This window comes from Arthrospira sp. PCC 8006 (genome assembly GCF_046480465.1).
In the GTDB taxonomy this organism is placed as follows: domain Bacteria; phylum Cyanobacteriota; class Cyanobacteriia; order Cyanobacteriales; family Microcoleaceae; genus Limnospira; species Limnospira platensis.
On the sequence record NZ_PKGG01000147.1, the window covers coordinates 1 to 13,382 of the forward strand.

Genomic DNA, 13,382 nt, shown 5'->3' on the forward strand with positions numbered 1-13,382 from the left:
AGCGACAACTTGAAGCGGGGCCGAAAACGGCTGCGAAAGTTGCAAAAAAACTATGTTTGTGGTAAGATTAGCAAGTCAGAAGTCGAACAATCTTTGCAGAGTTGGTTCGCCCACCTCAACCACGGTGACACCTGGCGACTGCAACAACAGCTATTCGCTTCTCTCGCCTGGGTGAGGGAGTGAAGAGGGGTTCAGGCTACCCCGAGTGCTGCGCGGCGGTTCGTGGAACAACAATCCTGAAAACTGCCGTTGTGCCAACCGCAACAGGAACGACCCGGACAACCTCAACAACAACAACGGTTTTCGGGTAGCCTGTGCCCCCCCAAGACTCTTCCGTGCCAGAGCCGATGGATGGGAATTTGTCGGGTGTGCCGTAGAAGAGTCTAGCCTGATTCCCGAGATGTCGGCGACGGCATCCGAAAATCAAACCGAGTCAGGTAGCTTGGTAGGGTAACCGAACAGTTGCTTGACTCAGCTATCTGCCAGTGAGCAATCGGGTTTCGCCAATGCCGAACCCGGGACTTGAAGCCAAATTACAACCTATAACCCCTATTCTACCCTCACACTGATGCACTCAAAAGCGATCGCATTATTGGGAGTGAGTATGTAGGTTGGGTGAAGCGCAGCGTAACCCAACTTCCCCCAACCCAACCTGGTTTCGCCAATGCCGAACCCGGGACTTGAAGCCAAATTACAACCTATAACCCCTATTCTACCCTCACACTGATGCACTCAAAAGCGATCGCATTATTGGGAGTGAGTATGTAGGTTGGGTGAAGCGCAGCGTAACCCAACTTCCCCCAACCCAACCTGGTTTCGCCAATGCCGAACCCGGGACTTGAAGCCCAATTACAACCTATAACCCCCATTCTACCCTCACACTGATGCACTCAAAAGCGATCGCATTATTGGGAGTGAGTATGTAGGTTGGGTGAAGCGCAGCGTAACCCAACTTCCCCCAACCCAACCTGGTTTCGCCAATGCGGAACCCGGGACTTGAACCCGGAAGTCCTTGCGAACACTAGAACCTGAATCTAGCGCGTCTACCAATTCCGCCAGTTCCGCATGAGTAGGTTTATTTGTTTTGCACAATTTAACATCCTGCCATAGTTTGGGGAATTTGTCAAGCCTTTAATTGGGAATAAATCGACTTGAACAATTTTTGTTGTCGATTGTGGTCTACAATGGGCTGTGGGTAGCCACAGGCTTGTCGATCGCCTGATGAAATTTTGCCAGTCACCAGGTGGGCGGTGTCCAAATTCCGCAATTCTGGCAACCACTGGCGGATATATTCAGCTTCGGGGTCATATTTTTGGGTTTGGGAAGCGGGGTTAAAAATCCGCAAAGGCTTAGGGTCCATGCCACTGGAGGAACTCCACTGCCAACCACCATTATTTGAGGCTAAATCGCCATCAATAAGGGTTTGCATAAAATACTTTTCTCCCCATTGCCAATTAATGATTAAATCCTTGGTCAAAAAACTGGCAACAATCATGCGACAACGGTTGTGCATCCATCCAGTTTGATTGAGTTGACGCATGGCGGCATCAACAATAGGATAGCCGGTGCGTCCTTGACACCAAGCCTGGAAATGTTCTTGATTATCTGACCAAGGGAAACGGTCAAAGGGCTGACGAAAAGCACCGGTGGCTAAGGCGGGGAAGTGATATAAAGCCTGTTGATAAAACTCGCGCCAAGCGAGTTCCTGCTGCCAAGTTTGAATATGGTGGCGGGCTTCGTCACTGCGAGTTAAAGCCATAATTTCTTGGGTTTTTTGCCAAAGGGTACGGATACCGATCGCCCCAAATCTCAAAGCCGGACTTAACACAGAGGTGCCATCAATAGCGGGGAAATTCCGCCCTTGGTCATACTCATAAATGGCTCGATCGCAGAAGATTTCCAAGCGATCGCTCGCCGCCGTTTCTCCGGGTTCTAGGATAAAAGGTTCCGACCAGATAAATCCCAAATCCTTAGCCGTGGGTAAAGCGATCGCTCCCGCCTCCAGAGCCGCCTTTTCCTGAGCCTCTGTCAGACCGGTAGATTTTAGTCGCTGACAGGGTTCTGGTTTGGGTTGCTGAATCCATTTCCGCCAATAGGGAGTATAAACCTTATAGGGTTCCTTAGACCCGGTAAAAATGGCTTCTGGGGAATGCAAAACCTGATCCCAGAAAGTCTCAACTTTAATTCCCACCTCTGTCAGGGACTCTTCTACAGAGCGATCGGGTTGTCTGGGGAGGGGTTCAACGTCTTGATTCCAATAAACAGCGATCGCCCCCAAAGCCACGGCCAATTTTCGCAGACCTTGAGCCGGGTTATCCTGAATAATCAGTAATTGACTCCCCCCCCGTTGGTAGTCTTCTTGTAGACATTGCAGACAGCCCAGCATATAAGCCACACGGACGGGGGCGATATCATCACCGCTCAAAATCTCCGGGTCGAGACAGAAGACCCCCACCACCTGAGAAGTGACCCGACGCGCCGCCGCCAGTCCCCAGTTATCAGAAATCCGCAGATCTCGACGATGCCAAAATAAGATTAAATCCGACATAAACACTACAGAGTTATAGAAACGGTTTAGCTAACATAAAACTAGCCATAGATTTAGCATCGACAGGTTCCCCCTGTAAAATCGCCTCTTCCAACTCTTGGGGAGTCATCAAAACGGTGTCTATATCCTCATCTTCATCTTGTGGGGGGGGAGTTTCCAGTTTTTCGAGATCTTCGGCGAGAAAGGCGTAAATAATTTCATCAGAATAACCCGGCGCGAGGATAAATTGCCCTAGTTTACGCCACTTAGAAGCCCGGTAGCCTGTTTCCTCCTCAATTTCTCGCCTCACGGTTTCGGCGGGGTCTTCGTTAGCTTCTACCGTCCCGGCTGGAAATTCCAAAGTCCGCCCTTCCACCGCAAATCGATATTGTCGGACCAATACCAACTTACCTTCTGGGGTAACGGGAATTACTAAAGCGCCTCCGGGGTGTCTAACACATTCCCACTGACCGATCGCACCATTAGGAAGGCGAAGGCGGTGGACATCAAAGTTAAATTTCCGACCTCGATAAAACAGTTGTTGATCTAGGATTTCTGGGGGTTCTGAACCTGGTTTCATTAGTTAGCCACAGTTAGTTTTTGGACTCCTGAGTGATCGATAGTTTCCAGCAATTGGGCGATCGTCTTTTTACTGACAGGATCTATCCAATCCGGGGCTATTTCCGCTAGGGGGACTAACACAAAAGCCCGATCACCCATCCTAGGGTGGGGTATTTCTAGGGTAGGTGTCTTCAAGATTAAATCATCGAACAGCAATAAATCAAGATCTAGGGTTCTCGGTCCCCATCTTTCCCCACGCACCCGCCCCAATGTCTTCTCAATTTCTAGCAGAGTCTCCAACAGCAACTGGGGGGAGATACTCACCACGAGGGTAGCACACCCATTGATATAATCCGGCTGAGGGGGTCCCACGGGAGTTGTCCGATACCAATGCGATCGTTCTTTCACCCTAATTCCCCCATAGCCGCCAAGTAATTCTAGGGCTGTTTCTAATGTTTGACAACATAACCCCAGATTACTACCCAAACCTATTGCTACATTTGCATCAACCATAATTAACAATTAACAATTAACAATTAATTCACCGGTGGGGTGGGGCGGGTTTATTCAGCCCGTCCCTCATTCCTATAACTGACTGCGGAACCCGCYCCTACAATTAACAATTAATAATTAAYAATTAATTCACCGGTGGGGTGGGGCGGGTTTATTCAGCCCGTCGGTTATTCCTATAACTGACTGTGGAACCCGCCCCTACAATTAACAATTAATAATTAACAATTAATTCACCGGTGGGGTGGGGCGGGTTTATTCAGCCCGTCGGTTATTCCTATAACTCACCTTAGAACCCGCCCCTATAATTGTCAATTAATAATTAACAATTAACAATTAATTCCCCGGGTGGGGTGGGTTTATTAATTACCCGGTGGGTGGGGCGGGTTTATTAAGCGCTTCCCTCATTCCTATGACTGACTGCGGAACCCGCCCCTACAATTAACAATTAACAATTAATTCACCGGTGGGGTGGGGCGGGTTTATTAATTACCCGGTGGGGTGGGGCGGGTTTATTCAGCCCGTCCCTCATTCCTATGACTGACTGCGGAACCCGCCCCTACAATTAACAATTAACAATTAACAATTAATTCACCGGTGGGGTGGGGCGGGTTTATTAATTACCCGGTGGGGTGGGGCGGGTTTATTCAGCCCGTCCCTCATTCCTATGGCTAACTGCGGAACCCGCCCCTACAATTAACAATTAACAATTAATTACCCGGTGGGGCGGGTTTATTAATTACCCGGTGGGGTGGGGCGGGTTTATTAAACGGGTCGGTTATTCCTATGACTGACTGCGGAACCCGCCCCTACAATTAACAATTAATAATTAATTCACCGGTGGGGTGGGGCGGGTTTATTAAACGGGTCGGTTATTCCTATGACTGACTGCGGAACCCGCCCCTACAATTAATAATTAACAATTAATTCACCGGTGGGGTGGGGCGGGTTTATTAAACGGGTCGCTCATTCCTATGACTGACTGCGGAACCCGCCCCTACAATTGTCAATTATCCATTTCATTTTCATTTTCCGTTAATTTTTCTTCGAGGGATTGAATCGTGTTGAGAGTCGCCTGTGCAGCTTCTGGGTCTCCAGCTTCTTCGATGATAGATAAAGCACTTTTGAGAGTTTCTAGGGCTTGGGAATAGTTGCCCAATTGCTCATGAATAGAGCCCACCTGATTAAGGATTTGACTAATTTCTGGCTGCTGTTCTGATTCTCGATAAACTTCTAGGGCTTGCTGATAAATTTCTAAGGCTTTTTCCCACATTTCCTGACTGTTATAAATGCGACCTATCTGGGTAAGTGCCGTCCCCGCTAGACCAAAATCATTAGCTTCCTTAGCCAAATTAGCAGCCTGCTGATAGGTTTCGATCGCTTGAGGAAACTGGTCTAAATTTTCGTAGATAATCCCCATTAAATTCAAGATACGAGCCGCCCCAGCGTTATCTCTGATGCGTTCTAAGAGTTGAGCCGCTTGCTGAAAGTGTACTAAGGCTTGGAAATCATCTCCATTTTCGCGGTAGATATAACCCATATTACTTAACAACCGCCCCACCCCGGCTTGGTCTCCTATTTGTCGGCGGAAAGCCAGGGCTTGTTGATAAATTTCTAGGGCTCTTTCTACCTCTCCTATGCTAAAATAAAGTGCCCCTAAATTGTTGAGGGTGCGGGAAAGATCCCGTAAATTGCCAACCTCTTGACGAATAGCCCGGGCTTGTTGATAATAGTCGAGGGCTTGGGTGGGTTGAGCTTGACTGGCATAGACGGCCGCGATATTATGTAAGGATTCCCCGACTTCACTACGATCGCCTGCACTTTGAGCTAGTCTCAGTGCTTCTTGATGGTGTTCTAGGGCTTGGGGAAATTCACCCTGTTGGCGGTGAAGAAAACCCAGAAGGTTGAGACTGCGGGCTTTACCACTTTCGACTAGAGCCGTTTCCGAGGCTCCCTGGGGGTTTTGTTGGCGGTAAATTTCCAGGGCTTCAGAAATAGCTGGTAAAGCGCGATCGCTTTCGTTAAAATTGCTGTAAACTTCACCAATAGCATTCAGTGTTTCCGCCACAGCCAAGCGATCGCCTTGGTTCCGGCGGATTGACAATGCCTGTTCTAGGCTTTCTATGGCTTCGCGATGTTCGCCTTTATGGAATTGCTCAACTCCCTGATTGTGTAATTGATTATGATCAACAGATGGGTTGTCAATTTCCGAAGTTGGGGATGGTTCCGCAGATGGTTCCTCCTGAGCTAGAATAGGTGCGATCGTGAACACCAACACAGTCGCACCCATAAGCATCAAAATCGGTATATTCCGCAGTTTGAGGCTAAACCAGAGCAGTGGTCGTCTGGGAACTCCAATAGATAAAGCAGATTTTAATATCATTGCTGTCATTCAATTAATTAAGGAACTTGAGTAAATATGCTGACCGATTTAACTTGGGAGACTATTGATTAGATTGTATGTTAACTCAAACCGTTGATGCCATTTTGGATTGTGCCTCAGAGGGGGCTGATTTATCCCCAGAGCAAGGATTAATCCTACTAGAAGCCAATCACCCGAAAGTTACCGAACGTCTGCGAGAAGTGGCAGATAAGTGGCGATCGCGTGATTGTGGAGATACTGTAACCTATGTAATTAATCGCAATCTCAATTTTACCAACATTTGCGAACAGCATTGCAATTTTTGCGCTTTTCGGCGTGATGAAGGGGAAGCCGGGGCGTTTTGGTTGGGTTTTGAGCAAATTCTCCAAAAAGCCAAAGATGCTGTCGAAAGGGGAGCCACCGAAATTTGTATGCAGGGGGGATTAAATCCCAAGGCTCAGATTAACGGTCAGTTTTTACCCTATTATCTCCAGTTGGTGAAGACCATCAAAAATGAGTTTCCTAATTTACACCTTCATGCTTTTTCCCCCCAGGAAGTGCAATTTATTGCCCGTGGCGATCGCCTCAGTTATGATGTAGTCATAGGTTCACTGCGGGATGCTGGAGTCGGTTCTATGCCAGGAACAGCCGCCGAAGTGTTAGATGATCGCATTCGCCAGGTCATCTGTCCAGAAAAAATTAATACAGCCACCTGGTTAGAAATTGTAGAAACCGCCCACAGTCTAGGAGTTCCCACCACTAGCACCATCTTATGTGGTCACATTGAAACCCACCAACAGCAGATCGCCCACTTGCAAAAATTGCGATCGCTACAACAAAAAGCCATAGACCGCAATTATCCCGCCCGCATTACCGAATTTATCGCCCTGCCTTTTGTCGGGGAACAAGCACCTCCCACCTTACGCCGCCGGGTAGGACGAGACCAACCAATTTTAACTGATAGCCTCAGACTCATGGCTATAGCCCGGATTTTCCTCGGTAACTGGATTATGAACCATCAACCTAGTTGGGTAAAATTGGGTTTATCCGGTGCCACAGAAGCCCTAAAATGGGGCTGTAATGATATCGGTGGCACCCTAATGGAAGAACATATCACCACTATGGCAGGAGCTACTGGGGGAACCTGCCAGACCGTAAAAGACCTTCAACAGGCGATCGCCTCAGTCGGGCGAAAACCTCTCCAGCGTGATACCCTATATAGCATTATCCATTGATTTCCCCCAACCGTAAATCACTACTAACAGTAGGTGTTATAATCTTGCGAGTCAGCTAAGGCCAGTGAGTCTCACATAACGGCTATATGCGAAATGTCGCCAAATATGTCATCTAAAAAGCCGGACCCGAAGTCAAATACAGTTATAAGTGCCATCACCCAGGTTGTGCAGACCATTCACGCCAGAGTTAACTTCTCCCGGCTGGTACTAAGGCCTAATAGTAGGGTTCCTGAACTTTGGGTGCAAAATGCTGATGCGGATAAGGCTGATGTTTATCCGCTATTAGGCGATCGCTATGTGATTGGTCGTTCTTCGCGATCTAGTGATATCGTGGTTCGCAATCCTGTAGTTAGTCAGGTGCATCTGTGTTTATTACGTCAGCCACCACATAAAACCATTTTGGGAGAACATCCCTCTCGACAATTTTTGCTCCAAGACGAAAGCTCAACCAATGGAGTCTATAAGGGACGGCGGCGGCTTCAGGTTTTTCCCCTGCGTCATGGGGATGTCATTACTTTAGGCCCCCCGGAACTCGCTAATGGTGTTCGGGTTCAGTATGTAGATCCACCACCCCTATATTTGCGGTTACTGCGCTCTGGTCTTTATACCTTCTGTGGTATTAGTGCTTTGGTCGCCTTAATCGTTTTGTGGCAGTGGCAATATTTTACCGTGCGACCTCTGCCTCGCTCTATCAATGGCCCGGTAGTCGTTTATTCCCGTGATAATCAGCCTCTGCGGGGTACAACCAACAATAATTTACAACTGGAATTAGAGGCTTTATCTGATTTTTCCTCTTACCTACCAAAGGCCGTTATAGCTTCGGAAGATAGCCGCTTTTATTGGCACATGGGTATTGACCCCATCGGAATTTTCAGGGCTTTTATCACGAATTTACAAGGCGGTGCAATTAGAGAAGGTGGCAGCACGATTTCCCAGCAGTTAGCCCGCACTTTATTTAGGGAGTACGTCGGCACAGAAGATTCCGCCTGGCGGAAAGCCAGAGAGGCGATCGTCGCCCTTAAATTAGAGACTTTTTATGGGAAAGATACTCTCTTACTTACCTATTTAAACAGAGTATATTTAGGCTTAGACCTCTATGGTTTTGAAAATGCCGCTCAGTTCTATTTTGGCAAATCTGCCGCTAATTTAACCCTGTCCGAAGCCGCAACTCTGGCAGGTATTTTGCCCGCCCCCAATAGTTTTAATCCTATTCAAAATTATGAGTTAGCCGTCCAGTATCGCGATCGCGTTTTGGCGAGAATGGAAGCCCTGGGAATGATTAACTCTGAAGAAGCCGATCGGGCGAGGCGATCGCGTATTGAAATTAACCCCAGGGCGCGGGAAATTCTCGAAAGTACCATTGCACCCTACTTTTATGATTATGTATTTACCGAAATAGAGAGACTTCTCGGCAGTCAATTGGCGCGAGAGGGTAACTTTATTGTCGAAACCTCTTTAGATCCTCAAATGCAAGCCGTCGCTGAGAGGTCTTTGCAACAACATCTAGCTACCGTCGGCGCTGGTGCTGGCTTTTCTCAGGGGGGAATAGTCACTCTCGACTCCAGTAATGGCGCAGTTATGGCTATGGTCGGAGGAATCAGTTATGGGGATAGTCAATTTAACCGCGTGACTCAAGCCCTACGACAGCCCGGATCTACCTTTAAGCTCTTTCCCTATGCCGCCGCCTTAGATAAGGGTATCCCCCCCGGTAGAACCTATTCCTGTGAACCTCTCACTTGGCAAGGACAAACTTTTAGAGGATGCGATCGCAGTAGTGGGTCTGTCGATATGTATCGGGGTATGGCTTTATCCGAAAACGTCACCGCCCTAAGAGTCGCCCAGGAGGTCGGCTTAAATTCCGTCGTCGATATGGCACGACGGCTAGGCATTCGCTCCGATTTAAATCCGGTTCCCGGTTTGGTTTTGGGTCAAAGTGAAGTTACCCTGCTAGAGATGACTGGCGCTTTTAATGTCATGGCTAATCGCGGTTTAGCTCACTATCCCCACGGCATTAGACGTATTTTAGATAGTAGTGATTGCACCGATGCGATCGATATTAATAGCTGTCGGGTCATTTATGCCTATGATCGAGAAAATCCCAGAGTCCCCCAGGTCGTTTCTCCCCTCGTCACAGAAACTATGACTTCCATGCTACAGGGAGTAATTCGTTGGGGCACAGGTCAGGATGCTAGTTTGGGTTTAGGGGAAGCTGGAAAAACTGGCACCACCAACTCCAATGTTGACCTCTGGTTTATTGGCTATATACCCAATCAGAGACTCACCACAGGCATTTGGCTCGGTAATGATGACAATTCCCCCACTTTCGGCAGTAGCGCTAATGCAGCTCAATTATGGGGCGATTATATGCGCCAGATCCTCCCTTGAGGTTAGCCAACTATCACCAAAAAGACTAGGGTAGAGACCACATTCCGCAATCCCTACCCTAGCCTTAAATTTTGAGTACCCCCAAGGGAATTCGAATCCCTGTCGCCTCCGTGAAAGGGAGGTGTCCTAGGCCTCTAGACGATGGGGGCTTGTGTTTGTGTTTCGCCTTTGATTTTCGAGCTTTTTGCGCTCTCACCTTTATTAACTTAGCGAATCTTTCAACTTCTGTCAACCCTTTTGCCGATTTTTTTTTGACTTTTTTCTGGCAGCCGCTTAATCTCCCTCTGGGTAAGCGTTTCGGCTTCTAACTTCCCGTATATTTCCGAGTCCCTAGAACCATAACCGCCACCATCAAGCCTCTGGCTCCATCCTAACATGACCCCTTAAATCTAGCCATCAGTCTCCCCAGAGCCAGACAGACCCCCACCACTCTCACCTCATCACCATCACCTCAGAATTGATACAGCCACATCAGACAGCATCTGAACTGAGTCTCAAACCCCCATATTATTAAAGGTTGGGGCAATGATTATATGCTACAATTACCCAACATCGGCGAGTTAAAAACAGGGTAAATATCATGGTTCAGAAAATCGCACTATTTAATCACAAAGGCGGAGTCAGTAAAACCACCACCACATTTAACTTGGGTTGGATGTTAGCATCAAAAGGCAAAAAAGTGATTATTGTAGATGCTGACCCACAATGTAATTTAACTGGTATGGCTTTAGAACAAGATACCGAAGATGACCAAGCCAGAATCGAAGCTATCTACAATACACATTCAAACATTAAGACCGGACTCGCCCCAGCTTTTGAAGGTCAACCTAAAGCCATTGAAGCCGTCAATTGTGTTCCTTTATTAGGTCAAGAAGGCTTATTTTTACTTCCGGGTCATGTGGGATTTGCTGAGTATGAAGTTACCCTAGGTATTGCTCAAGAGTTAAGTAGTTCCATTCAAACACTCCAAAATTTACCCGGGTCTATTACTGCATTGTTTAACAAAACTGCCGCGCTCTTTAATGCGGATTATATTTTAATTGATATGAGTCCTAGCTTGAATTCAATTAATCAAAATTTGTTGATGACCAGCGACTTTTTTATCATTCCTACTACCGCTGATTTCTTCTCCGTGATGGCGATCGAATCCTTGAGTAAAATTTTGCCTAAATGGTCATTCTGGGCTAAAAAAGCCAGTTCGTCACCGATTTTAAAAGAGGCAATCTATCCATTTCCTGATTTTAAACTTCGCTTTCTGGGAACTATTATTCAGAATTATCGAATTATTCACGGTAAGGAAACTGTGGCTTTTCAAAAATGGATTGACAAAATCGAGGCAGATGTTAAAGATAAATTAGTTCCTGTGTTCAGACAATCTGGTTTAATGTTACCTACTCCCAGTTATTTTGAGCAAGGTATTAGCGAAACTTTTACTTTAACCAAGATTTCTAACTTTAATAGTCTAATTGCCCTTTCTCAAAAGCATCAAACTCCCATTTATGATTTAACTCGTGAGCAATTAAGACAAGCTGGAAAAGTTTTAACAAACAATCGGAAAAAACAGGAAGAATTTCGTGGGGTATTTGCAGACCTAGCAGATAAAGTTATCGGATTAACTTCTCAGAGTTATGCAATTAGCGCTTGACCAATTTCGGGTCAGTATTGCTCGTGTTAGGGATTTAATTGATGTTCATAACTATATTAAATCTCAATCGACCCCGGCTTTAGATTTATCTGATATTTTACGAGCATCCCTGGTTTTAGCCGTGAGTGCGTTAGATTACTATATCCATGAAGTTGTCACCCTGGGAATGTTAGAAATTTATAAAGGTGAACGTCCTCAAACTGCCGCCTTTTCACGTTTTCAAGTGTCATTAGGTAACACTACCAAATTGATTATGATTACTTGCTATTATCCTCCATTTATGGTATAATAGGCGGAGCTTTTCCGAGTCTATCTATCCGATACCACTAACAACCCAGAGGTAGTTCGTCCGAACTCTTCTGGGTTATATTGTAGATAGGCTCTAGCACCCGGCCAGATAAATTCGCCGGGGGTGACAGAACGTACTAGATAATGAACATGATATGCACCAGGTATGAGACGATCGCTATAAGCCATAATGCGATCGCGATAAATAGTTTGATAGGCAATTTCCCAACTATCAGCCTGACTTTGTAAGGCTTGATTACTCGTCTCAAAACTCCTATCAATCGCCTCTAAACCAGCCGGGAGAGGGTCAACAATCATCACTTTATCCACTGGATGATCTGCGATAATTTCCAACCCAATATCAAATATCTGTCCCGGTTTCACCGTTAAAGGTTTAGACTCCTCTGTGAGGCTATAGGTTTGCAGACTTTCAGTTTCGTTAGCCGGTCGAATAGTCCGAATCACCCGAAGACCATTAAGTTGACCTGGCTGCTTTCCTTCTAGGCGATAACTGTATTTTATCCAATAATGTAAATTACCCGAATTTTCAGGTTGAATCGATAGTTGATAATTTCCTTGGGGTAATTCTGCCATCGGTAGGTTAAGATTAAAGCTAGAATTACCATCATTTCCTAACTCGATTTGCTCTGATATGTACCCCCCCACTTGCAAATTAACCCGGAAACTTTCCGACGTGGTTTGGGTTTGTTGATAAGCCACTAACGCCGTTAACGCTTCGGCGGTATCATAGTCATTTTGCCAAATTCCCTCACGACGCAGGTTTAACAGACTTTCCACTAATCTACCGATAGTTTCTGGCTGTTGGTTTTGGGTAATATATAAGCGCAATGCTTGAGACTGTAAAACCGTCGGAGAGGCTAACCATTGATATCCGGGGGGTAAATTAACCGTCGCTGTCCGTCCCGTTTGATAAATGTGTTTTTGGATATCTTGGAAAATCGTATTAAATTCCGTTTCCCATTGGGGGAAGTTGGCTAAATAACCAGCCAGTTTAATTTGGGTGGCGGGGTCAAATTCCCGCCAAGTTCCGTAAATTTCTGCCATGAAATCACTGCGCGTTTCTCCTAAGTCTGATAAGGCGATTAACGCTTCAAGACGCAGGCGGTTTTTACAGATATTATTAACACAGAAGCCATCTTCATCAGGATTAGCAACTACTTGATTTAGATAATTTCTGAGGCGATTAATCAGATTATTATTAACCGTAAATCCGGCTTGAGATGCTTTGGCTAAGGCTTCTGCGGCGTAACTCGATAGTAGCGGATCGGAGATATTCGCGGCGGGAAAATAGCCAAAACCGCCATCTTCTTTTTGTAAGCCGGCTAATCTGTTAATAGCATCATTAGCTTGCAATTCCAAATCTAAGCCCGATAAATCATTAGGATTTTTCCCAATAATTTGGAGATTACTTGCTATTAATAAACGACTGGCTATGGGTTCTAAGAATGGTAAAGTTGGCTGTTGGAAAATTTGGGTCGCAGGTTGTGTTAATTGGGGGATTAAACTATTAGCCAGGGAAATAGTTAGACCTCCCGCATTGGGGACTACCTTATCATCAATATTAATGGGAATGCTGACGGTTTCGCGGGTAGTCCCGGAAGCGATTACCTGTTCCGTTGTTTCTAGGGGTTTTATCTCCAAAGGAACTTGAAAACTATCAGTTTTATTTTGCAGTCTGCTGGTGAATTTTACCAGGGAATTTCCTACTTGTTCAACTAACACCGGAAAACGATAGGCTTGGGTGGCCGTTTCCGCTTGGGTTTTCAGGTGGTGGCTGGTTTTATTCCCCGCTGAAAATAACAGTCCACCACTCAGGTCTCCGGTGATGTCTAATTGTCCTTTCAGGTT

The 13,382-nt window shown here is 46.2% G+C and carries 9 protein-coding genes, 2 tRNA genes and 2 pseudogenes; 6 read left to right on the forward strand and 7 right to left on the reverse strand.

What is annotated here, in order from left to right; genetic code table 11:
- Together B9T16_RS18705 and B9T16_RS18710 are read left to right on the forward strand one after the other, a co-directional pair.
- Window positions 1-183, forward strand: a pseudogene (locus B9T16_RS18705) (RNA-dependent DNA polymerase); the annotation flags it as partial.
- 22 nt (window positions 184-205) lie between these two features.
- Window positions 206-454: a hypothetical protein gene (locus B9T16_RS18710; protein ID WP_410245457.1), complete on the forward strand. Its 249-nt coding sequence runs from the start codon at window positions 206-208 to the stop codon at window positions 452-454.
- 527 nt (window positions 455-981) lie between these two features.
- On the opposite strand, the gene B9T16_RS18715 is transcribed toward B9T16_RS18710, so the two are convergent.
- The 5 genes from B9T16_RS18715 to B9T16_RS18735 all read right to left on the reverse strand — a co-directional run bounded on the left by B9T16_RS18715 (window position 982) and on the right by B9T16_RS18735 (window position 5,990).
- Window positions 982-1,065 (reverse strand) — tRNA-Leu (locus tag B9T16_RS18715).
- A 58-nt stretch (window positions 1,066-1,123) separates the two neighbouring features.
- Complete coding sequence (locus B9T16_RS18720; RefSeq protein WP_410245458.1) at window positions 1,124-2,548, reverse strand: FAD-binding domain-containing protein; 1,425 nt, start codon at window positions 2,546-2,548, stop codon at window positions 1,124-1,126.
- A gap of 13 nt (window positions 2,549-2,561) precedes the next feature.
- Window positions 2,562-3,107, reverse strand: coding sequence for an NUDIX hydrolase (locus B9T16_RS18725; protein ID WP_014276519.1), 546 nt, complete (start codon window positions 3,105-3,107; stop codon window positions 2,562-2,564).
- Window positions 3,107-3,601 (reverse strand): 2-amino-4-hydroxy-6-hydroxymethyldihydropteridine diphosphokinase, encoded by a 495-nt coding sequence (folK, locus tag B9T16_RS18730; RefSeq protein WP_410245459.1) that lies wholly within the window; start codon window positions 3,599-3,601, stop codon window positions 3,107-3,109. Before folK ends, B9T16_RS18725 begins: the two co-directional genes overlap by 1 nt.
- 1,003 nt (window positions 3,602-4,604) lie before the next feature.
- Window positions 4,605-5,990 (reverse strand): tetratricopeptide repeat protein, encoded by a 1,386-nt coding sequence (locus tag B9T16_RS18735; protein ID WP_410245460.1) that lies wholly within the window; start codon window positions 5,988-5,990, stop codon window positions 4,605-4,607.
- A 68-nt stretch (window positions 5,991-6,058) separates the two neighbouring features.
- Here B9T16_RS18735 and cofH point away from each other — a divergent pair, with 68 nt between their 5' ends.
- Together cofH and B9T16_RS18745 are read left to right on the forward strand one after the other, a co-directional pair.
- Window positions 6,059-7,195, forward strand: a complete 1,137-nt coding sequence (gene cofH / locus B9T16_RS18740; protein ID WP_410245461.1) for a 7,8-didemethyl-8-hydroxy-5-deazariboflavin synthase subunit CofH — start codon at window positions 6,059-6,061, stop codon at window positions 7,193-7,195.
- Between the two features lie 105 nt (window positions 7,196-7,300).
- The gene (locus tag B9T16_RS18745) at window positions 7,301-9,580 is read left to right on the forward strand and encodes a transglycosylase domain-containing protein (protein WP_410245462.1); all 2,280 of its coding nucleotides are present in this window, start codon (window positions 7,301-7,303) and stop codon (window positions 9,578-9,580) included.
- A gap of 76 nt (window positions 9,581-9,656) precedes the next feature.
- Here B9T16_RS18745 and B9T16_RS18750 read toward each other — a convergent pair.
- A tRNA-Glu gene (locus B9T16_RS18750) sits at window positions 9,657-9,729 on the reverse strand.
- A gap of 431 nt (window positions 9,730-10,160) precedes the next feature.
- Between B9T16_RS18750 and B9T16_RS18755 the strand changes: the two genes are divergently transcribed.
- Together B9T16_RS18755 and B9T16_RS18760 are read left to right on the forward strand one after the other, a co-directional pair.
- Window positions 10,161-11,225, forward strand: coding sequence for a ParA family protein (locus B9T16_RS18755; RefSeq protein ID WP_410245463.1), 1,065 nt, complete (start codon window positions 10,161-10,163; stop codon window positions 11,223-11,225).
- Window positions 11,209-11,514 carry a hypothetical protein gene (locus B9T16_RS18760; protein WP_410245464.1) on the forward strand — a complete coding sequence of 102 codons (306 nt, stop codon included), beginning with the start codon at window positions 11,209-11,211 and terminating at the stop codon, window positions 11,512-11,514. The genes B9T16_RS18755 and B9T16_RS18760 overlap by 17 nt, the downstream gene beginning before the upstream one ends.
- A 20-nt stretch (window positions 11,515-11,534) precedes the next feature.
- Here the strand turns inward: B9T16_RS18760 and B9T16_RS18765 are convergent.
- A pseudogene (locus B9T16_RS18765) lies at window positions 11,535-13,382 on the reverse strand (alpha-2-macroglobulin family protein); the annotation flags it as partial.